The organism is Nocardia sp. NPDC005998 (assembly GCF_040614395.1).
Taxonomy (GTDB): domain Bacteria; phylum Actinomycetota; class Actinomycetes; order Mycobacteriales; family Mycobacteriaceae; genus Nocardia.
This window is the reverse complement of the sequence record NZ_JBEXUI010000018.1, coordinates 80938-103390: the sequence shown is the minus strand read 5'-3', so window position 1 is coordinate 103390 and position 22453 is coordinate 80938. Positions and strand designations below refer to the sequence as shown.

General features: G+C 66.9%; 13 protein-coding genes (1 of these 13 cut by a window edge). 9 read left to right on the top strand and 4 right to left on the bottom strand.

Translation table 11 applies throughout. The features are described 5' to 3' along the window. Positions 1 to 249: 249 nt before the first annotated feature. Together ABZ293_RS23515 and ABZ293_RS23510 are read right to left on the bottom strand one after the other, a co-directional pair. Entirely contained in the window at positions 250 to 1071 is an 822-nt protein-coding gene (locus tag ABZ293_RS23515) for a class I SAM-dependent methyltransferase (RefSeq protein WP_355183815.1), read from the bottom strand. A 175-nt stretch (positions 1072 to 1246) separates the two neighbouring features. After that, complete coding sequence (locus ABZ293_RS23510; protein ID WP_355183813.1) at positions 1247 to 1621, bottom strand: hypothetical protein; 375 nt, start codon at positions 1619 to 1621, stop codon at positions 1247 to 1249. A 190-nt stretch (positions 1622 to 1811) separates the two neighbouring features. Between ABZ293_RS23510 and ABZ293_RS23505 the strand changes: the two genes are divergently transcribed. Both ABZ293_RS23505 and ABZ293_RS23500 read left to right on the top strand, forming a co-directional pair. Next, entirely contained in the window at positions 1812 to 3701 is a 1890-nt protein-coding gene (locus tag ABZ293_RS23505) for a PPE domain-containing protein (RefSeq protein WP_355183811.1), read from the top strand. Continuing rightward, complete coding sequence (locus ABZ293_RS23500; RefSeq protein ID WP_355183809.1) at positions 3698 to 4486, top strand: ESX secretion-associated protein EspG; 789 nt, start codon at positions 3698 to 3700, stop codon at positions 4484 to 4486. Before ABZ293_RS23505 ends, ABZ293_RS23500 begins: the two co-directional genes overlap by 4 nt. Before the next feature lie 54 nt (positions 4487 to 4540). On the opposite strand, the gene ABZ293_RS23495 is transcribed toward ABZ293_RS23500, so the two are convergent. Both ABZ293_RS23495 and dtd read right to left on the bottom strand, forming a co-directional pair. Beyond that, on the bottom strand, positions 4541 to 6112 hold the full coding sequence (locus ABZ293_RS23495; RefSeq protein ID WP_355183807.1) for a hypothetical protein: 1572 nt from the start codon (positions 6110 to 6112) through the stop codon (positions 4541 to 4543). A 180-nt stretch (positions 6113 to 6292) separates the two neighbouring features. After that, positions 6293 to 6724 carry a D-aminoacyl-tRNA deacylase gene (dtd, locus tag ABZ293_RS23490; RefSeq protein WP_355183805.1) on the bottom strand — a complete coding sequence of 144 codons (432 nt, stop codon included), beginning with the start codon at positions 6722 to 6724 and terminating at the stop codon, positions 6293 to 6295. A gap of 98 nt (positions 6725 to 6822) precedes the next feature. Between dtd and ABZ293_RS23485 the strand changes: the two genes are divergently transcribed. From ABZ293_RS23485 to ABZ293_RS23455, 7 genes are all read left to right on the top strand, one after another. Continuing rightward, positions 6823 to 7614 (top strand): DUF6585 family protein, encoded by a 792-nt coding sequence (locus ABZ293_RS23485; protein ID WP_355183803.1) that lies wholly within the window; start codon positions 6823 to 6825, stop codon positions 7612 to 7614. A 215-nt stretch (positions 7615 to 7829) separates the two neighbouring features. Beyond that, a complete protein-coding gene (locus tag ABZ293_RS23480; RefSeq protein WP_355183802.1) occupies positions 7830 to 8129 on the top strand; it encodes a WXG100 family type VII secretion target in 300 nt (99 codons plus the stop codon). Between the two features lie 11 nt (positions 8130 to 8140). Beyond that, positions 8141 to 13183: a hypothetical protein gene (locus tag ABZ293_RS23475; RefSeq protein WP_355183800.1), complete on the top strand. Its 5043-nt coding sequence runs from the start codon at positions 8141 to 8143 to the stop codon at positions 13181 to 13183. Next, positions 13180 to 13677 (top strand): YbaB/EbfC family nucleoid-associated protein, encoded by a 498-nt coding sequence (locus ABZ293_RS23470; protein WP_355183798.1) that lies wholly within the window; start codon positions 13180 to 13182, stop codon positions 13675 to 13677. Before ABZ293_RS23475 ends, ABZ293_RS23470 begins: the two co-directional genes overlap by 4 nt. A gap of 313 nt (positions 13678 to 13990) precedes the next feature. Next, complete coding sequence (locus ABZ293_RS23465; RefSeq protein ID WP_355183796.1) at positions 13991 to 14305, top strand: hypothetical protein; 315 nt, start codon at positions 13991 to 13993, stop codon at positions 14303 to 14305. A gap of 14 nt (positions 14306 to 14319) precedes the next feature. Continuing rightward, positions 14320 to 14835, top strand: a complete 516-nt coding sequence (locus ABZ293_RS23460; protein WP_355183794.1) for a YbaB/EbfC family nucleoid-associated protein — start codon at positions 14320 to 14322, stop codon at positions 14833 to 14835. A 17-nt stretch (positions 14836 to 14852) separates the two neighbouring features. Continuing rightward, a protein-coding gene (locus ABZ293_RS23455; RefSeq protein ID WP_355183792.1) for a hypothetical protein crosses the window boundary here: on the top strand, positions 14853 to 22453 show its 5' portion. The gene runs 20704 nt beyond the window's last position; the window shows 7601 of its 28305 coding nt (coding positions 1-7601); the start codon lies at positions 14853 to 14855; its stop codon lies off the right edge, out of view.

Here is a 22453-nt window from a genome sequence, read left to right as displayed (position 1 = left end):
CTTGTGGTGGTTTGGGGTGTTGGTGGCGGGGCCGGGTGGGTGGTCGAAGGTTCGGTTTCGGGTGGGGGATTTCGCTATTGCGTTGGTCTTGTGGTGGTTTGGGGTGTTGGTGGCGGGGCCGGGTGGGTGGTCGAAGGTTCGGTTTCGGGTGGGGGATTTCGCTATTGCGTTGGTCTTGTGGTGGCTTGGGGAGTTGGGGGCCGGACCGCGTAGGCGGTCGAAGGCGCTCGGTTGAGCGGTGGGATTCGTTCAATCCTGCTGCGGTGGTGGCATATCGACGGTGCGGCGGGTGGTTCGGATGACGTCGGTCTGGAGGGGGAAGTCGAATTCGCCCTCTGCGGTTTCCGGTCGGCTGCGCAGATAGGTCCTTATTCGATTCAGCAGTTCGGCTCGCTGCTCTGCCGGTATCACCACTGTGCGCGAATGTGTACCGATGGTCGCGGTGAGGGATTCGGCGGTCCTGCGATGAGTGTGCGCGAACTCGGACCTTTCGAAGCCGGTGAACAATGGATGCGACGGCACCTTGTTATCCGACCCTGCCGATGGAACGGGCGCGTTCGCATGCACAACCTGTTGTAGCCCGGCTACCCATTCGACACGGCCGTCGTCCATATTCCAGAATGCGGCGAATACGCCATTCGCGCGCAGCACCCGGGCGATCTCCGGGAAGGCTCGTGCCTGGTCGAACCAATGGAACGCCTGCCCGGCGACGACCGCGTCCACCGAGGCGTCGGGCAGCGGAATCGTCTCTGCCGCACCGGAAAGCGCCGTCACATTCGGGAATCGTGCGATCAGTTCCGCGCGCATCGCGTCATCGGGTTCCACGGCGATCACCTCGGCACCGACGGCCAGCAGCCCCTCGGTGAGTTTGCCCGTACCGGCGCCCAGATCGAGGACGACGGGTGCCTGCCTATCGCCGATCGGTGCCAATGCCCAGCGAATGCCCGCTGCCGGATAGTCCGGCCGATGCTCCGCGTAAACGGCGGCCTGCGTACCGAACGAGCTCGCCCGCTGCGCCCAAAGGTCTTCCCGGTCCAATGCCTGATCAGTCGAATCCCCGGTTCCTGGCACGGAGACGACGGTACCCCGAACACGTTCCAGTGCACCGGATTTAGGGATACTCGGCTTACTCGGGGCCGATGGGACATGATCGGGCTCAACAGATACTGGGAACGGCCGAGTGCCGGCCATATTCTTCAGTCGGGGCAGGATCGCGGTGCGCAGGTCGGCGATCGGGTTGCGGAGTTCATCGTGGTCGAGACGCCGCGCATGCTGGTGCTGGTCCAACGAGAGCGGTTGCCGGATAAGACTTTTCGTGGTCCAGGCAGTGTTGATCTCGGCGAGCGGGGGTGGCCTTCGCGGTGGCGAAGATCCGGCGATGATCCTCGGGCGCGGCCGACGCGGCTTGATCGGCATCGATCACCGCCCGCTCGCACTGGCGGCTACCAACGAGATCCGCTGCTGGATCCGCGTTTTCGCGGTCGAGGTAGGCGTTGAACTCACCGAGCGGGGTGGCCTTCGCGGTGGCGAAGATCCCGCGATGATCCTCGGGCGCGGCCGACGCGGCTTGATCGGCATCGATCACCGCCCGCTCGCGGCGCAGCCGATAGCGGCGTTCCACTCGCCGAAGTCGTCGTCGATATTGCCGTTCGGGTGAAGTTGATCTTGTTCGAGGCCAACGGATGAACCCGAGCATAAGGTTCGGTTAAGACGCTCGGATCCGCTCGGATCGGTGACCTAGACTCGGGATTTGCCCTGTATCCGAGGTGAGGACGGGTGCGGGATTCGCGGGCGTTGGAGGAGCGGTCGGAATGGGTAAAGACAGCGGGCCATGGGATGGTCTGAAGAAGACCGCGCAGGATGGGCACAGCATCAAGGTCGAGGCGAATGTGGCGTTGGCCTGTGCGGCAGCGTGCTCGGAGATGATCGGAAAGCTGAAGGCGTACAAGGCGATTGCCGCACAGGCCGAGATCAAGAATCTGGCGGACTTCGGGACCTTCCGGTCCGGAAACCAGCTGGCGACGAAGTTCAACGAGAAGTTGACGTCGATGAACGAGACGTTCGACGACCATATGGGTACCCTCGCCGATCTCACCGACCTGTTCAAGGCGGCCGGTGCCGCGTATCGCGGGACCGACCAGACGTCGGCGGAAGTCTTCAGTCATCTGGCCCAGGTCAATTCCGATCCCGACAAGGCCGCCGTGAAATTCGAGGCCCCCAAATATTCGGAGCCCGACGACGACAACCCGAAGGTCCCCAAGTCGCTGCAACAGGATGGCGGCATGGACAAGGCCGACATCAAGGTCGAAAGCGGCGAAAACCAGGGGTGGGACAGCCTCAACGCGCTGTACGAGCACATCAAGTCCGGGACCGCGTCGGATGCGGGTGGGGTGTGGGACTTTTTGGCCACCGAGATCGATAAGGCCGGCGGCACGCTCAAGGAGTCGTTGCGCAAGCTGACCGCGGATTCGTGGCAGGGATACGGCGCCGATCAGGCCGTCGGCAACATCAGCAGGTACAGCGACAATATCCGCGAGCTGAGCAACACGATGGTCGTGGTCGCGGAGAACCTGCAGTACACCTCGCGCTGGTTGCATGCGACCAGGGAGGCGATGCCGTCGAACGCGGTGCACAACGGCATGGCCCACTGGGATTCGGTGTGCCTGTCGCACTATCAGGAGAAGTTCGACGAACTCTATGGCGACAATCTGCCGAAGTCGGACAAGGCTTTTCCGGTGCTGCCCGGACCCCCGGTGCCAGCCAAGCCACCCGCCGCGCCGAAGCCCGAGACCGATCCGAAGGGGGACGGTAAAGGTGATGGCAAGGGGGATGGCCAGGGCCACAAGCGCGGCGGCGGCAATGGTGGAGGCACCGGCGGTGGGACGGGTGGGAGAACAGGCGGCGGAACGGGTGGGGGAACCGGCGGCGGTAGTGGCGCGGGCAAAGCCTCGATTCCTGGTGCCGGGGGCTCGGGGACCGGTAAGGAGACCGGCACCGGCACCGGTACCGGGACTGGCACTGGCTCGGGGACCGGGACAGGCAATGGCACCGGTACGGGCACCGGGACCGGAACGGGAACGGGCACGTCGGCGTCGTCCTCGGGGCAGGACATGATCTCCGGGTTGGTGAATGCCCTGTCGCAGGGTATGCAGGCGATCCCCGGCCTGATGCAGGCCCTCACGCAATTCCAGGCCCAGCATCCCGCGTCGGCGCCGATCGATTTCAACAGCTTCTTCGAGAAGTTCCCCCAGATCAAGGATCTGATCGCCACGAACCCGGAGCTGAAGCCGCTGGCCGATCTGCTCCAGATCCCGGTCAGGGAGGACGCATCGGCGCGGGCGGCGGATTCGGTCGCTCCCGCCGGACAGGCGATTCCGGCGCAGCCGACCACCGCGGCGCGACTGTTTCCGCGGGCCTCGCTGCCGGGCATCCCCGGTTTCGCGAGTCCCGATGTCGACAAGGTCGAAAAGTTGCTCGAGTCGGCGATCCGCGGTATCGCCGACGGTGTCGGACTGGAGATTCCGGGTGTGTCGTCGGGTGCGGGCCTGCCCGGATTCGCCGAGCAGTCGAACGGCTGGGATATAGGCATTCCAGGTGTCGCACAGCAGGATCGGCCCGAACCCGTCGTGGCCCGGGCCGAGATGGGCGGCGATTCGGCTGCGACGCAGGTCGAACAGGCGCTACCGCTGGGTCGGTCGTGACCCGGACCTGGGAGTTCACCGATCTGGAATTCAAGGTGCTGTGGGAACGCCAGCTACAGCAGCGGATTCTGCCCGAGCCGCTCACCTATATGAGCCGCACGCCCCTGCGCGACGACTACGAACGCGAGAAGTTCCAGATCTGGGAGCGTTTGCGGGATACCGTGGACGGCTCGATGCGCGAGGTGCTCGAGGTCATCTCGCGGCCCGAGGTCCTGGTGAAGGTGCTGGGGTGGAACGACGCGGACCAGGAAGATCCGCAGCAGTGGATCCGGGCGCGTGGCGTCCGGTCCGGTGCCCGCGGCTTTCTACTGGCCCAGCAGCCCGGTGAAACCCCTTGGCACAGTAGCGGTTACGCGATTACCGAATGCGGTCCGTGGGGGGTGGCCGATGCGGTCGTCGGATTGCTGCCGAAGACGCGGCCCGGCCGGACCGGCAGCATTCCGATCCTGACCGATCGGGTCGCCGATCATGAGCGGTTCGACTTCGGCGGTTCCCGGGTCACCGAGACCGCCAGCACGTCGACGGTGAGCCGCAGTGACCAATTCTTCGCCATTCCCGCCACCCGGACCGGTGTGATCACCATCCATCAGGGCCATTCGAAGTTCGGTCCGCGCGGCATCCTGGAGCGAATTCTGGTGTGGCGCGACCTGCCCGACGACGGCCGCTATGTGATCGAGCTCGACCAAGCTCCGGTCGCGCTCGGCATCGGTGAGGGGCGGCTGGTGCAGAAGATCGATGACCTGATCGCCGGAATGCTCCAGCGGCTGGAAACCCATTGGGAGTGAACGGATCAACTGCCGGAGCGGCGGCGCGCGGCACCGCCGACCTCGCAGATTTGCTCAGCTCGCCGACTTGCGGAAGAACAGCACGTTGTCGCCGTAGTCGGCGAGCGGAATCGCGAGTGCGGCTTGCCGAATGCCGCTGGCGGGTAGTTGGGTGAGCTTCGCGAACATGTCGGTATTGCCGAAGGCGGCGCGGACCTGGGTTTCGGACGCGTAGTCCGCGCCGTAGTCGGCCAGGGCGGCGAAGTCCAGCGGCGCCAGCGGGGTATCGAGCGGTGCCTGGCCGCTCGGGCGACCCAGCGCGGCGTATTGGGTGGCCACGCCATTGTCGTACCGGCACAGTTCGTAGGACATCTTTTCGTTCGCAGTCACGCTGATCACCTGCCAGCGGTTGGAAAGATGCTGTGCCAGTGGATGTCTGCCGACCGGTGTCATCTCCCATTTCAGGCTCATGACGACCACCGAACCGCCATAGGGCTGTTCGATGAGCACCACGTCATCGCCGAGGGATTCCGTGGCGTTCAGTTCGGGATCGAAGGTGTGCCAGTGGGTTTCGTGTGCACCGCGCACCGCCGAGCGGTCGACCTGGCCTGCGTTATCGGCGGCGTAGGCCGCGATAATGGCCGCGCGGACCTGGGCGACGGCATCGCGGGAACTACAACGCACGCTCAGCGCACCGAAGGTCGCACCGATCTCCACCGGCCGCGAGGGTGGATCGGGTAGTGCGCCCGCGGCCAGCGGCTTCAAGCCGACCAGTGCGAGCTTCCAGTTGATCTCCTCGATGGTCGACAGGTCGCCCGAGGTTTGGTACAGGATCTGCTGCTGGGTGAGGTGTCCCGCGCGCTGGAGTGTCCGGCATTCGAGTTTGGTGAGCGCCGTGAGGGTCTTGCTGGTGAGGTCGATATCCTCGATCCGGGTTTCGCGCAGCCGCGCCGTCATCTCGGGCGAGGTGCAGGCCGCGTACCGCTCGCGGTACATCGCGACGGCCTGTTTGCGCTGTCTGCCGACCATCAGTGTGCGCAGCAACATATTCAGACTCGCGAGGTACTTACCGGCCTGATCCGGATTCGTCGCGAACAGCGAACTGCGGATCCGCACGGCATCCTCGCTGGCGGCAACGGCGGCACCCGGGTCGAGACGGCACAGCCACACGCCGCACTTCGACAGCCCATCCGCGCAGACGGCGGCCACCTGCGGATGTGTGTGCGCCACTTGACGATATGTGTGGCAGGCATTGCGGATGGTGCTCGCGGCCAGTTCTCGGTGGCCGATATGGCGGGTGGCCTGCTCGAATACGCGCAGCGCCTCTTGTACTTCACCCGCGAACTGCGCGGTGACCCGCCCGGCGGCGAGCCAGTGCAGCCGGATGCCGACGGACTCCTGGGAGGGCGCCAATGCCTCGGCCGTGCGGTCACGTCCCTCGCCGTTCTTGGTGGCGACCAGTGCCTTGGCGAGGTCGCAGAGCGACGTGGCCAAACGCAACTCGTTCTCGACCGTTCGGTCGACGGCTGCCCGGCGATCCTCGGCTACCCGACGCTCGAGCGCACTCAGATCCATCGCGACCTCAACTCCCGCATTACCTTCCGCGCCACGTCGAGCGGCCGCATTCTGCTCGACCGAGTTTGCCATAGAAATGGCCGGAACGAGCAGGCAATCCCCCGGCGACCGCCGCCGCCGCGATCGACCCGTTGACAGCGGGTGCACTGGGCTTCCGTGCGCTGGGGTCGTTCCGTGCGGACGATACAGTGTGGTCGAGCAAATACCTGCCGCGGGCAGTTTGTTCGGGGTGGTTGCGCTCCGGGGTTGTGCTCAGCCCTCGAGCAGCAGTGTCACCGGTCCGTCGTTGACGAGTTCGACATGCATATGCGCGCCGAACCGGCCGGTGGCGACGGTCGCGCCGAGTTCGCGCAGCGCCTGGGCGAAGGTCTCGACCAGCGGTTCGGCGACAGCACCCGGCGCGGCCGCGGACCAGGACGGCCGCCGTCCCTTGCCGGTATCGGCATAGAGCGTGAACTGACTGACCACCAGAATCGGCGCGTCCAGATCGGCCGCCGAGCGCTCACCCTCGAGAATCCGCAGCCGCCACAGCTTGTCCGCCAGCGCCTTCGCGGTCGCCTCGGCATCGTCGTGCGTCACCCCGACCAGGGCGACCAGTCCCTGCGGATTCGGCTCGATCCGGCCGACGGACTCGCCGTCCACGGTCACCTGAGCGGCGGATACGCGCTGCACCAGTACTCGCATGCCCCGATCCTCGCATCCGGGTTGCCGGCTGCCGCCGGGTGCATCGGATCCGTTAAGGCGGTGGTCTCGCGGGCGCTCGCGCTGGCACGATTCGAGCGATGGAGCTGAACGCGGGTCGGCCGGGCGCCAATGAGCACGAGGCGGCGGTCGGGGCCGGACTCGGTGCGCACCGGGCGAGTTATCTACCCGTGGCACCGGGGTGGCGGCGGTATCGGGGGATGGTGATCGTCACTGCGGTGGGTTGGGCAGTGCTGCTCGGCTCGATGGCCGGTGGGTTCGTCGTCGGTGAGATCTTCGCCGGGGTATTCGCGGTGATGTTCTCGGGGCGGCTGTTATGGGATCTGGTCCGGTTGCGTTACTTCGAGGGACGTAATCGCGGGTCTCGGCTCGAACTGTTCCAGCGCGGTTTCGTGGTCGCGTTCCGTGGCGAGGTGCGGGCTTTTCGGTACGACACGACGTCGGTGCTGCAGAATATTGTGCGGCACAACGGGTATGGCACGACGATCAGGATTACCTACGCCTACACCTGTACCGACGTCACGGGTGCGAAGGTCGTCGTGCGGAGCGGGTTCGAGCGTCCGGAGGAATGGGGTCCGGCGATTCAGCAGGCCGTTACCGATGCTCAATTGCCCAGTACCGCAGCCGCAATCGATGCCGGGCAGCGTCTGGACTTCGGTGATGTCTGGATGACATCGGGGCTCGTGGGTTCGGGCGGTAAGTCCGTTGCGTGGTCAGAGATCGAAGAGATCAGGGTTCGTGACGGTCTCGTGAGCCTGCGGGTCGCCGGGCAGTGGCGCGCGCTGACGACCACACCGGTTCGGTATGTTCCCAACTTCTTCGTGTTCCTCGCGCTCGCGCAGGATCTGCGGCGGCGCAATATATCCGGCTGAGCCGCGTCAAGAAGTCGTAAGCCGGTGGCGAGATCGGTTCCGCTGGGGCTGGATCGATCGCCGGAGTCCTACCAGCACCGATCGCCTCTGCGGTCGTGTTCTGTTGTCCGGCACGGGCGTATCAGAACAGCGTTAATTCGCGCTGCGGGCACTATCGGTTCGATCGTTGTTCGTGCCACTGTCGAAAGTCCGGTGCTTTGCGGAAGGGGTTCGACGTGGCGGAAAAGGTGCGGGTGACCCCGGAGCAGTTGCGTTGCGCCGCACGGGATATGGGCGTGTTGCACGACCGCGTCGCGGCGATCCTGACGAAGCTGGAGACCTCGCTGGCCGCAAAGGGCGCCGCATGGGGCGATGACTCCTACGGCAGCAATTTCGCCGACGGGCCCGACGGATACACACTCACCCACGCCGAAATCACGAAGGGCATGGGGGATCTGACGACGACGCTCGGCTCGTACTCCGAGGGGCAGTACAAGGCCGCGACCGCGCTCGCGAATGATCATTTCGGGATTTAGCGGGGTCCTCGGTGTCCCTCTATCTGCCCCCGTGGCTGCACTGGCTCGGGTTCGTTGCCGGTTCGTATTGGCCCGAGGGTGACGAAGACGATATCTGGGCGATCCGCGATGACTGGAAGGCCGCCAGCGACGCGATTCGTGATCTGCTGCCAGAGCTGAAGGCCGCGGCGAAGGCGACCGAGGACGCCTATCCGTGGGGCGATGGCATCGAGGCCATGAAGGAGCGTTTGCACGAGCTTCAGGTGGGTGACAAATCGATTGACCATCTCGCCGATGTACTTGCCGCAATGGCTGATTCGGCGGATGCGCTCGGCACCGAGATCGAGTACACCAAGCTGCTCATCTACACCTCGCTCGCCATGCTGGCCACCGAGATCGCCCTGGTCTGGGCGCCGCCGACGCCGCTGTCGCCGGGGTTGGAGGCAGCGGCGATGGCGGCTCAGCGGATCGCCATTCGAGTGATCGGCGAGAAGGCGATCGAGACGATCGGCAAGATTCTGGCCCGCAGCGGCATTCGCTGGATGCTGAAATTCACTGCCCGGCACGTTGTTTTGAGCACGCTGCTCGGCGCGGGGCAGGATGTCGCGATTCAGGGTTGGCAGATCGGCGCGGGGACCCGCAAGGATTTCGATTGGCAGCGGCTGCGGGTGACCGCTGCCACCGCTGCCGTCGCGGGCGCGTTCGGCGGACCCGCCGGTGGTGCGCTCGGCAAGCTCGCCAACAAGATTCCTATGCCGACCAACTACCTGACGGGGATCACCAAGGGGGCGGCCGTCGGCATGGGCGCGGGTGTGATCGGTGGATATGGCGCCTGGGCCAGCGGCTCGATTCTGAATGATCCCAATGCGAAGATCTGGGATCCCAGAACCTGGAATTACGGTGCGATCGATCCGAGAAAGATCGACCCGTTGGTGCTGACGAGCACTACGGCGTATGGCGTGCTGGTGGGTGGGAATCGGGGGGCCGAGCACGTCTATGACATGCGCAAGGCCGCGGTGGCCGCGAATAACGGGACCGGGGCCGGGGGATATCGAGCGCCGGAAGCCGGACAATACGGCCCGCCGCGCGGCGCGGACGGGAGCGCGACGCATTCGCCGGAAACCGGTGCAGGACACGGTGACCCGGGGAACGGCGGTTCGCGTGGGAGCGATCCCGCGGGCAGGTCCATCGGAGGCGCTCAGCCCGACGGAGCGGGGAACGGCGCGCGCAGTGCAGAGCCGGGTCACGCAATGGGGGAGGCCAGGTCCCAGGCGCCCTCGTCCGAAGCGCCCCGAGGCGAGTCGGGGCAGCAGCACCAATCCAGCGAAAACGCGGGTCCCCAGAGTGCGGCGGAGAATCGCCCGGCTGCGGAAGGCGGTCCTGGGCCGGAATCCCGTCCGGTGTCGGAAAACCGTTCGGTCGTCACCGGCGAGCCGAAACCGTCAGGGACTGAAGGGCGTTCGCCTTTGGCGGGTTCGTCGAAGGCGCCCGATGGCTCGCGCGCCGAGGCCGGCCAACAACGGCCGAATACTCCAGATCCTCGCCCGACCGGCAACGGATCTCGTGCGGGCCTCCCACAACAGCCAGGAGCGGGTACTGCCCCCGAGAGCCACCAGCCGGTACAAGCGCGTTCGGGGGCGGAAGAGGCTCCGCGGGCAGCCGAAAACGGCAAGGCCGAGAACCACATCGACGGCAGCGCGCCGCACGAGGCACCGTCCGGACCTGAACAGCGGGTTCATCCCGAAAGCCAGCGGCCGAAATCGGAGGCGGGGCAGCCTGATGGGACGCGGCCGAGAGTGGAGGGTGAGCAGCCGAGGTCCAGGGCCGAGCGCTCGAAATCTGGGTGGGGGCAGCCTGATGGGACGCAGCCGAGAGTGGAGGGTGAGCAGCCGAAGTCCAAGGCGGAACACCCGAAATCTGAGTCGGGACAGTCCAAGCCGGAGATCGAGCGGTCGGGGCCGGAGTCGCAGGAGCGGCCTGAGCCGGACACCGAGGGACAGAGGTCAGGGGAACGGCCCACGCCGGAGGGCGTGCAGTCGACGCTGAGGGCGGAGCAGCCTGACGGCACGCGGCCGATATCGGAGGGGGAGTCGGCGAAGGTCGAGACTGGGCAGCGTAGGTCGGAGGGTGAGCAGTCGCGCAGGCCGGACGGGGAGTCGGGTTCGGAGCCGCGGCGGTTGCGGCAGGTGGATTCGCAAGTGCCGCATGAGTTGTCGCCTTCGGTGCGGCATGAGGTGGCGGTGTTGGCCCGTGATCGCGCGGCCTTGACCGAGCAGTTACCAGGATTGCGGGCCGCGCGGGATGCGGCGGTGGCAGCGGTGTATCGGGAAACGCTGCCGCTGGATGAGGGCAAGCTGTCGACTCCGGAGGCGGTGCGGGCCGAGGCGGATCAATTGCGTGATCGGACGATGAGCAGCCATGAGGCGCCCGGCAAGTTGGCGGCGATCGATGCGCTCGAGCGGGCCGCGAACCGGTACAACGAGGTTCGGGATCAGATGCTGGCGAAGACGGACGAGATCACGGCGAAGACGAGCAGCGACTATCTGAGATCGCTTGGTGCGGAGGAAGTTTCCGATCGAGTCGGGTTGGTCGATGGCGATCCGCCGCGGGTGATCGTGGTCGGCCGCAGTTCCGAGGCGGGTGCGGGGGCGCCGCATGATCGGCTGCTGACCGAGGCATTGCGGGCGGAGGCGGCGCGGGGTGAGTCTCGACTTGCCGACGCCCTGGCTCATCCGGGTGCGGAGATCAATTATGTTCGCGTGGCTACGGATTCGTCCGGCCAGACCCATACATCCAATCTCGAGTCGCCCTCCCCGCGCCAGTTCGTGCCCGAACGTGCGGTCTCACCGGAGGTGGAGGCGTTGACCCGTGAGCACGCCGCGCAGGTCGAGCGGCTGCGGGAGCTGAAGGCCGCGCGCGATGCGGCGGTCGCGGCGGTGTATCGGGAGAAGCTGCCGCTGGATGAGAACAACCTCTCGACTCCAGACGAGGTGCGGGCCGAGGCGAACCGTCTGCGCGATCGGACCATGACCACCGAGGAGGCCCCCCGCAAGCTCGCCGCCATCGACGCTCTCGAGCAGGCTGCGAACGAGTACAACGCCGCCGAGGCCGAAACGCAGCGGGCGGCCGACAAGTTGTCTGCTGCTGAAAACCCTGCTGCCACGCAAGGAAACTCGACGAGTACACCCCCACGCCCCGCGGCCCCGCAACCGTCCGCTATCCCCGAAGCCCAGACCCCAACAGCCGATCCCAACGGTGGACAGCCTCCAACAACCGATCCCAACGGCGGACAGCCTCCAACACCCGCACGCCCCGAGGGCGACCCCGACGAACCCGAGTCATCGGAGCCCCCGGACACAACGTCGAGTATCCCCTACACCCCAAGATATTTCGCCCCACCCGGCGCCAAAGACTACGACGCACCGGAGCCTCCGGACGACAGCGTATGGGAGGACCCGCACCCGAAGCCTGAGCCTGAGCCTGAGCCTGAGCCTGAGCCTGAGCCTGAGCCCGAGCCCGAGCCCGAGCCCGAGCCCGAGCCGCAGCCGGAGCCCGAGCCCGAGCCCGAGCCGGAGCCGGAGCCTGAGCCGGAGCCGGAGCCTGAGCCGGAGCCGGAGCCGGAGCCGGAGCCCGAGCCGGAGCCCGAGCCGGAGCCGGAGCCCGAACCCGAGCCGCAGCCCGAACCTGAGCCCGAGCCCGAGCCCGAGCCCGAGCCCGAGCCCGAGCCCGAGCCGGAGCCGGAGCCCGAACCCGAGCCGCAGCCGGAGCCGGAGCCGGAGCCCGAGCCGGAGCCGCAGCCGGAGCCGGAGCCGGAGCCGGAGCCCGAACCCGAGCCGGAGCCGGAGCCGCAGCCGGAGCCCGAACCCGAGCCGCAGCCGGAGCCGGAGCCCGAGCCGGAGCCGCAGCCGGAGCCGGAGCCTGAGCCCGAACCCGAGCCGGAGCCGGAGCCGCAGCCGGAGCCCGAACCCGAGCCGGAGCCGGAGCCGCAGCCGCAGCCGGAGCCCGAGCCGGAGCCGCAGCCCGAGCCCGAACCCGAGCCGCAGCCCGAGCCCGAACCCGAGCCGGAGCCCGAGCCCGAACCGGAGCCCGAGCCCGAGCCGGAGCCTGAGCCAGAGCCCGGGCCGGAGCCCGAACCCGAGCCTGAGCCGGAGCCGGAGCCCGAGCCCGACCCGCAGCCCGAACCTGAGCCGCAGCCGCAGCCGCAGCCGCAGCCGCAGCCGCAGCCGCAGCCCGAACCTGAGCCGGAGCACGCGCCCGACCCGGAGCCCGAGCCCGGACCTGAGCCGGTGCCCGAGCCTGAACCAGAGCCGGAGCGCAGGTCGGAACCTGCGCTGCCGCGGCCGGAGCATCCGCGCTGGATGCCGCTGGGATCGGCGAATTTGGTTGTGCCCGAACAGAATCTGTCAATGGGGCCGGATAAGGGCGGTGGGCGAGATGAGGATTCGGCCTTGGAGGTTATCGGTATGGATGAGATGGTTGCTCGCGCGCAGGCATATGCCGTGCCAGTGGCGACAATGCTGCTAAGGGCTGATTGGGCTGACGCTGATCGGGGGATGGGTGGTCCTGAGGTCGGCTCGATGCCCGTGACTGCGGTGGGGAGCGTGGGCGGTGGCCCGATCACCCCGAACAGTGGCGAACACGGTGGCAGAGCCCAGGGCGTGCTTGTGCGGTCGCTGAGCGGTTATGGGGAACTTGCCGATCTGGACACGGTGACCGGGGTGCTGCGCGAAGTCGGCGCTGCGTCGGAGTTGCCCGCTCGATTGGGGGGCGTATTCGGTCATCTCGGCGGTGTGCCGGTAGTGCTCTATCGGGACACCGGCAGGCTCATGTTGCGGGTCGGGACCCGGGTGCTGGCGACCGATGAACCGGGGCTGCGGGTCGAATGGCATCGCGAGGTCATGGGGCAGGGTGGTGATGTCCATGCGCGCCTGACGGTTTCGATCCGCGATGAGGTGGTGTGCAGGCTGCGGTATCCGAATCTGCCCGCCGACAACGATCTCGGACGTTTCGTCCGCGATGTGCTCGCGGATCCGCAGCGATGTGATCGGATCTTCGAATCGAGCGAGGTCATATGACGAACGAGCACTCGAATGCCGAGATGTACGCCCTCATAGACGATTTCGAAAAGCAGATGGGCGAGATTGCGCGATTGCAGCGCGAACGCAATCTGATCGTCGGCCGAGCCACCGTGCGGGGCAAACGCATCACGGCCACGGTGAATGCCGACGGCATCATCATCAGCGTCGAGTTCAGCTCGAAGATCACCGACCTGAGCTATGCCGAGATCGCAACCGCGGTGGTCGACGCCACGCAGCAGGCAGCCGCCGACGCGACTCGCCAAGCGAGGGAATTGATGGCCCCCTTGCTCGCTCATCGAGCGCAAATGCCGAAGCTGTCCGATCTGGTCGATGGCATTCCGGATCTGACTGCCATGATGCCGAAGCCGGTACCGGCTCCGACCAGCCCGGCACGCCTCGAATCGGACCGGGAAACGATGACTTTCACCGATGTCGAGGCCTTCGACCATGACCGCACCGAACGCAGCGGGGTTACCGACGCCAGTTGGTGATCCGCCGGTGTGCGCCCCAACTGCCACGGTGGTCAGCAGGTGATCGACCAACAACACCACCTGGATGAGTCCCGGTGCGATGTAGCGGGCGACGGTGTCGGTGCCAGCGGCGGTGTCCCTAGGTGAGCCGATCCGTCCCGGTTGTTGACGTTTATGAGAGGCGATCGGTCTACGCGGGAGCGGGTGTGTAACTGCCACGGCACCTTTCGTTCATTTTCGAGCTACTGACGAGTTGCCCAGCGCTGTCATCGTCGAATCAGAGGATCCGATGGTGATGGCGCGGGTGACCGCAGGAGCTCGAGGAGTTGGCGCGATGTCGGACAAGTTGACGCATGACGCGGACCTGTTCGAGAGGGCCGCGGAGCGGACCAGCGCGGTCCGGGATCGGGTCAATGGCGTGCTGAGCACGTTGGACGCGGCGCTCGCCGGACGCGGTGAGCCCTGGGGCAACGATAAGCTCGGCCGACAGTTCGCCGACGGGCCAGATGGCTACAAGGTGGCGCGCACGAATATGACCGCCAATATCAAGACCACCGCAACGAATTTCGACAACTTCTACACCGGTCAGACCAAGACCGCCAAGGAGCTGCGGCGGATGGACCACTCCAACGGCGACGGCTTTCGGTAATCGGGGGCGGGGGTATGACCAACGAATTCGCCAAGGCCGAGATGGCCGCAGTGCTCGATGAGGTCCAGCAGCAGTTTCGCGCGATCGCGAAGGTACAGCAGCAGCGCGCCGAACTGACCGCCAGTGCGACTGTGCGCAAACGGATTACCGTCACGGTGAACGCCGACGGCACCATTATCGAAACCAAATTCGCTTCCGATATTGACGAATTGAGCTACAGCGAGATCGCCAAGGCCGTGACGGAAGCAGCTCAGCAGGCCACCGCCGAGGTGATGCGCAAGGCGCAGGAGCTGATGACGCCCCTGCACGATCGCCGTGCGCGACTGCCGAAACTTTCGGATCTGATCGAGGGCATGCCCGACCTGAGCGCCGAAATGCCGAAGGCACCAACGGTTTCGCTCGCGCCGCCGAATGCCGAAGAGCGGCGCGCGTTCGCCGCCGATGACCGCGCCCCGATGGAATTCAGCAATGTCGAGTTCGTTTCTCGACAGCCGGGCGCGGACCGCGGGGTCACCGATTCCAGCTGGTGATCCAGGGGTGAGTGCGAATGGCTGAGCTGCCCGGATATCTCAAATGGTTGGAGTGGGTCGCTGGCTCCGACTGGCCGGCGGGCGATCCGGATGGCATGTGGGGCCTGGCCGACGACTGGCGCGCGGCCGCGGCCGGATTGCGCGATATCCTGCCCGATATCAGGGATGCGAAAGCGGCGTCGCTGAAGGCGTATCAGGACGGCGACGGCATCGACAAGATTCTCGAGAATTTCGACAGCTATCTCGAGGGGCCGCAGTCACTCGAGAATCTGGCCAAGGACTTCGAGAAGCTGGCCGATTCGGCGACCGGCGTCGGTACCGAGATCGAATACGGCCAGCTGATGCTGATCACCTCATTGGCATTGTTGGCGGCCGAGATCGCGATCGCATGGATCTTTCCGCCGACCGCGCCTGCCGAAGAGGCATTGGCGATCGCGGGCACTCGGGTGGCGATTCGGATTATCGCCAAACGGATAATGGACAAGATCGTCGATATCGTCGCCAAATTCCTCGGCCGGCGACTGGCTGAGTTCCTGGTCCGTCACATTGCCATCGATACCGCACTCGGCACGGTCCAGGACTGGGGTATTCAGCAGTATCAGGTGAATTCCGGACACCGCAAGGAGGTCAACTGGGAGCAGGTCGCGGTCACCGGCGTCAGTTCGGCGGTGGGTGCTGGTGTGGCCAGTCCGCTGGGTGAGATGCTCGGCAAGCGATTGGCCGAGGTCGAGATGAAGGCCTGGCTGCGCGGGCTGATCACGGGCTCGGCGGCGGGTACCGTCGGCGCGCTCGCCGGGTTCGGCGGAAGTGTGGCCACGCAGTTCGGCATCACCTGGGCCAAGGATGGTGAACAGGGCGGCTGGGATAAGGCCGTCGAAGGTCTGAAGAGCACCGAGTTCGATCTGCGCATGTTGACGGCGGGTGCGACGAATGGCGCGATGTCCGGTGCGAATCGGGCGCTGGCCGAGCAGTTCTATGCGAATCGGCATCCGGAGTGGTATCGGCCGAGCGGGTCGCCGGTGAACCCGGATAGCCTGACCCGGATCGGGTTTCGGCCGGATGCCGGTCCGGTGGGTGCTGGTGATGGCGGTGCCGATCTGGGTGCGCACGGGGGTGCGGGTGACTCGGGGAACGGCCGGGTCGGTGAGGGTGCGCCGAATGCGGGCCATTCGGGGGAGTCGGTAAACGGTCGGGCCGCGGGTGACGGGGCTGCGGCCGGAGATGGGTCGACTGCGCATGTTGCCGAGGACGGTTCGGGAGCGGCCGGTGCGGACGGGGCCAATAGTCATGGTGCGGGCGATAATTCGGTGCGGGCGCATGGCGATGATGGCGGAATGTCGAAGGCGGGGGCCGCCGGTGATGGTTCGACGGCGCGTGCTGGCGATGATAGTTCGAGCGCACGTGCGGGGGATGGTTCGACAGCGCGTGCTGGTGATGATGGTTCGACCGCTCACGCTGGAGATGGCGGTTCGACCGCGCGTGCTGGTGACGAAGGCTCAACTGCACGTCCTGGTGACGATGGATCGACAGCTCACGCTGGTGACGGGGGTTCGACAGCTCACGCTGGCGAGGGGGGTTCGGCTGCGCGTGCTGGTGATGATGGTTCGACGGCGCATGCTGGTGATGATGGTTCGACAGCGCGAGTTGGTGATAGCGGCTCCGCGGATACGCACGGCGCGGGCGATGCGACCACGAGTGGGCATGCGTCCGGGGATGGTACGGTCCGTCCCGCAGGCGAATCGGATCACACTGCGGTGCAGACGAATTCGATGGCCGGTGAGTCGAATGGAGGTTCGGGCGCGCGTACGGCGTCCGTCGATCACGGTGGAGCGGTGTCGCCGGACGCGAATCAGTCCCCGTCGGCTCGGGCCGATGTCGGAACGCGAGCCGACCTGGCTCCCGCAGGTGCGCATCCCGTTTCGACGACCGACGGAACGCATGCCTCCAGCGACAACGCGTCCGGTACTGCCGCAGCAGTGTCGGGCCCCGCCCAGACCGGTGCCACCCCACCCCACACCGCGACCTCCCCGACCCACTCCGGAGCCGACACCCGCGGCGGCGCACCGACATCCACGCCCCGCTCCAGCACCGCCGAGATACGCCAGCCCGGCACCGCCTCCAGCACCGACGCACAACGCAGCGAACCCACCCGTCCACAGTCGAGCGCCGAATCGCGCACCGGAGAACGTTCGACCCCAACCTCCGGCCCGGACGCCCGTACCGCCGCAGACCGATTCCGTACCGGCGATAGCTCCGAGGCCCGCCCCGCAGCAAGCCGATCTTCAACCGAAAACCGTGCGGGCGCAGCGCAATCCGCATCAAACTCGAACGTCGCCGAACCCGTCGCCGCCCCGCGAGCGGATGCCGCACCGATCCACCTCGATGCCCACGCCGACACCGGCGTCACGGCCCGAGCAGCCACCGATTCCACAGCCCACCCCGAAACCGGTCCTGCCACGCGCCCCGACGGCGATGGTGCCCCGCGACCCGCCAGTGATCGCGCGGTTCGCCCTCAGGACGAGACTCCTGTGCGCCCCGAGAGTGACCCCGCTGCGCGGCCCAACGGTCAGCCTGCGGTACGCCCTGAGGGCGACAGTCCGGCGCACCCCAACGGTGAGAGTCCGGTGCACTCGGACAGCGAGCGGGTTGCGCGGCCTGACGGTGCGGGTGCAGAGCGTCCAGAGGGTGACAGCCCGGTGGGAGCGGAAGGCGAGCGCGCGGCACGTCCCGACGGTGCGGGTGTGGTGCGCCCTGAAGGGGAGAGTCCGGTGCGGCCCGATGGCGAGCGTGTGCCTCGCCCGGGGGACGAGAGCGGCGTGCGGTTGGATGGTGAGAGCCCGGTCCGGTCGGATGGCGAGCGTGCGGTGGGTGACGGTGGCCGCCGACTCGACGGTGCGGGTGTTGCTCGGGCTGACGGTACAGCGGTGCGCCCGGACGGTGACGGTTCGGTGCGCGCAGAGGAGGGGGCAGCGCGGCACGAACCCGGCGGCGAATGGCGTGGGGCGGATTCGGCTGGGGACGAGCATGGTTCGGTGCATCGCGACGATGCCGATGCATCGGAATCGTCCAAGACGCATCGCGCGGACAGTTCGGATGCGGAGCAGCGGCGCGCCGAGGATGTCGAGGCACGCCGTGCGGCAGCTCGCGAACGGGCCGAATCCATCGATCCCGCAGTGGCTTTCGTGCCCATCGCGGGGCCGGAAACGCCCGCGCACCGCACGGGCGAAGCGCCCGCCGACAGAACCGCGCCGCACGATGGCGCGAATACTCCGCATCGGCAGGCGAGTGATGATGCCCCGCTGCGTATTCCGGAGCGTAATCGCGGTCGGTGTGCCGAGCTGTCGCTGCGGTTGATCAAAGCGCTCACCGGCAGTGCGTCGATCAGGCTGCCGGAGCGGGTGATCGGCATGGACGGCATGTCGGCCGGGGAGGTGCAGGACGCAGCGGGTGGGCAGCTGCGCAAGTACGGCGATCACGGCGAGATCGCGCGGCTATTGGCTTCCATGCCGGAGGGTTCCTCGGCATTGATCGTCGATGAATACAACGCCCCGGTTGATCAGTATCGAGTCGGCGCGCACGCGTACGTACTCGTGCACGAGAACGGCGGCCTGGTGGTGCGCGATCCGGGTGCGGGCCGGGTCGAGGGATTTCCGCCGACGGTGCCGCGCGAAATCCGTGGCACCTACGCCATTGTGTTCGACGCCGCGGGAAAGCCGCTGCATCCGCTCGGCGCCGAACCGGGCGCCCAGCACTCGGACGATCCCGCGGTGCGCATTGGCCGCTCCCTGGACGCGCAACCCGATCAGGTGCGGGAACTGCTGCGGCAGACCGAGATCGGCCGCCAGATCATGGCCGAGTTCGATACCGGGCCGGTACGGGACAGATTCGAGTCCGATGCCGCTGACGGCCGCGGCGGTGAGTTCCGTCGCCGTGAGCTGAGCGCCGTCGCGTACACCTCCGGCGCCGATCATGTGCAGCAGGCCCTCACGCTGGCACACGAATCCGTGCACGCCGAACGCTATGTGTCGGGCCGAACGGGCGATCCCAGATCGATGTCGCGCGAGGAATTCGTCCGGACCATGGTCGACGAGGAGGCGGCCGCGACCGGGCGACGCTTCCAAATGGCCGAGGAATTCCGCGATCTCGGCCACGACATCAAGGTGCACCCGCTCGAACAGACCTACACCGACGCCCGCGATCGCGCCGCGGCCGACCTGGCGGCGAGCGATTCGACACTGAGCCCGGCCGAGATCCGGCAGGCCGCGCACGAGGTCGGCGTCGACGCCCTGCGCCAACAGATCGCAACCCACGAATGGCGAAACGGCAAGAACTACACCGACTTCTACGGCAGCACCTGGGATCGCGCGCATGCGGCCATGGCCGAAACGCCAGCGGGCACCCGCATGCACGAACTCGACTCGCCCGAGCGGGTCGCGGAAATGCGCGCCGCGGCCATCGATCGCGAGGCGGCGCTGCGGCATCTGAGTGAGGTCTCGGAAGATCTGACCAAGCGAGCCGCGGCCCTCCAGCTGGATCCGACGCTCGGTCGAGAGCCACTGCAGCGCCAGATTGCCGACCGGCTACAGCGGATCACGAATGAGCTTGCCGGACAGGATGTCCCGCCGCAGCGTCAGGCGCAGCTGCGCACCGAGGCACACGATCTGCGCAGGCTGGCCGATCTCGCGGACCAGCGCCAGCACGCCCAGGCGACCTACGATCACCGCGCCGATCAGCTGGCCGGGACGGCCTTCGCGGAAGTGCTTGGCGAGCACCTGCGCAACCCCAATGCCCGAATGCTCAATGAGCACATCGTCCATATCCCCGGCGAGCCCGATCGACTGATCATCGCCTCCGGTACCGACGATCATCAGCGGGTGCTGGCCGAGGCACGGCACAACCCGGAGATCCGGGACCTGCTGGCGCGACCGGACGTCATCCGCGAACATCTGAATGTCGATACCGACCAGACCGGCCGCATTCGGGTCGAGGCGATCGATGAGCCGTCGTCGAGCCAATTCGAGCGCACCAGCGATCTCACTCCGCTCGACCGGGCGGGAGAGGCGGCGCGGGAGCGCACCGCGCGAATCCGGGAACAGTTGGTGCAGACCGAAGCCGGCCGCTGGGCCGATGAGGTGCTCACCCGCCACGGCGTCGAGATCGTGTACGAATCCGGCGCCGATGACCGCTACTACCCGAGCCGTCGGATTCTCGTGCTCGATGTCGGCGCTTCCGATGCGGAGCAGATGGCCGCGCTCGTGCATGGTGCCATCCACGTCGATTTGGCCCAGGCTCGTGAGACGCCGGGCGGTGCGCAGGAGCGCATGCGGCTGCCGCGCGAGAAATACATCGACCGGATGCTCGATGAGGAAGCCAGGGCACACGCCTTGGAAATCGTTGCGGTAAAGCAACTTCGGGCGGCCGGACACGATCTCGCGGAGACTCCGCTCGAACGCACCTATACCGACGCCTACGACGAGGCCCGCGCCCGCGCACACGACGAGCATCCGCAAACTCCGGCGGCCGAACTGGATCGGATCGCCAACGAGGCGGGCCTCCACGCGATCCGGCCCGAGGTGGCCGCCCATCGTCTCGAACATTCGAACGACACCCACGCCGAGTTCTACGGCAACGCCTGGGATGACGCGCACGGTATCCGTTCGTTCGACGATATCGTCCGGGCGGCAATCGATTCCGGCGAGCGCGAGGTCACGGTGCTCAGCCAGGGCAGCACCGTCGATTCCGCCAGGAAGGTCGAGCTGGTCCGGTTCAACAATGGCACCGAGCTGATCCGCAAGACCGTGCTGAATCCGCGTCATGCGGTCGCCGAACGGCTGGCCTCGCTGCTCGGGCGCACCATCGGCGCGAATGTGCCCGAGGTGTTCCACCCCAAATCCAAATCCAATGTCGTCTATATGGAGAAGCTGGCGGGACGCGTTGCGGCCGAGCGGCATCCGCAGTTCATCGACGTGCACGAACTCGGCTACGCCGATACCGTCGCCGGTCGTGCGCTCGGTCTGCTGGACACCCTGATCCGGATTCCGGACCGCGATGCCAACGGCTGGATGATCGGCCCGCAGCGCGAGGTGCTCGGCATCGACCACAGTCGCGGATTCGAAGACAGCGCCGCGGCCCGAGATGCGTTGAGCCCGTTCGCCGAACACTTCCTGCGCCGCAATGGCGACACCATCGAATTCATCGACCACCACCTGCCGCGTGCGGTCGTCGATGCGATCACCGAACGCGTCGCCGCGCTGCGGCCGGAGTTCGAGAAATATGGTCGCGGCGCCTGGCACGACACCGTCATGTCCCGGCTCGCCGAAATCCGCGCGCACGCGAGTGAATCGCCGCCCGAACACGGCGCGGACGATATCGCGCTGCGCCCGGAGGATCCGAGCAGGCAGGAGGCGGAGATCGACGACCGCCCGAATGCCTACACCAACCGGTACGGCGGCGATAACCAGCACGGCATCCACGGCCGGGTCGACGCCGACGGCGTGCTGCGTGCGACGGTCCGGGTCGGCGACGGCACCCCGACCGGGCGCGAGATGTTCCGGGACATGATGCGGGTGCTCGGCCATCAGGTGACCGAGGTACGTGCCGAATGGAATGCCGACGACCGGGTCCGGGACAATCTCGACACCTTCAATGCCGGTATGCAGGAGCTGTTCCTCACCCCGGAAGAGGCCGCGCGCCAGACCTTTACCGGCAAGCTGGCCGTCGAACTCGGCTTTACCGAGGTCACCTTCGACCACGAGGCGATGCGCGGCCGACCGGGCGAATACGAGAAGGTCGTCGCGCACTTCAGCAGGCCGGAGACCCCCGAATCGGTACACCGGCCCGGGGCACCGGGCGACGGCTCGAACTCGCCGGAGTTCCGGCCGGGAACCGATGACCCGGCCGATTCGACGGGTGCATGGCAAGCTCGTCCGCGCGATCTGACCGGTGGTCCGGTGTGGGAAGTGCTGGAGCGCACCGAGGTAGGCCGGGAAGCTGCTGCCGCGCTGCGTGCGGCGGGTGCGGGGGTGCGCTTCGGCGAGGCGGGCGAATCCGGCCCCAGGGATTCGTTCAACGGCCGCATCATGGATATCTCCATCGACACGCACGACCGCAGCCAACCCGCGCAGGCGGAGGCCCTGGTACACGCCGCGGTGCTCGCCGATGCCGTGATTTCCGGTCGGGTCCCGGTGGATCCGGCGGGTATTCGCGCCACCGATCGCTCGGATTATGTTGCGGCACAGTTGCGTACCGAGGCCGAGGCGCTGGGTAGGCAGGCCGAATTCGGCCGCGAGCTGCGCGCGGCCGGATATCCGGAGTCGAGTTCGACGCACGATCTCGCGGATTCGGCGTATACCCGGGAGCTGCATCAGCAGTATCTCGATGCCTATGACGCCGCCGTGCGGGCCGCGGATCCGACGCTGGGAACCGAAGAACTGCGGCGACTCGGTCGGGAAGCGGGTATCGAGGCGCTGCTGTCCGGCGATATGTTCGACTCGCCGATATATCCGCACGAGGGCGCGAGTCTGCGCGGTATCCACGGCGGCGCCTGGGATGCCCACCAGCACGCCGACGGGGTTCCGGAGCATATGCCGTCGTCGCCGACGCAGGCACGGGAACTGCA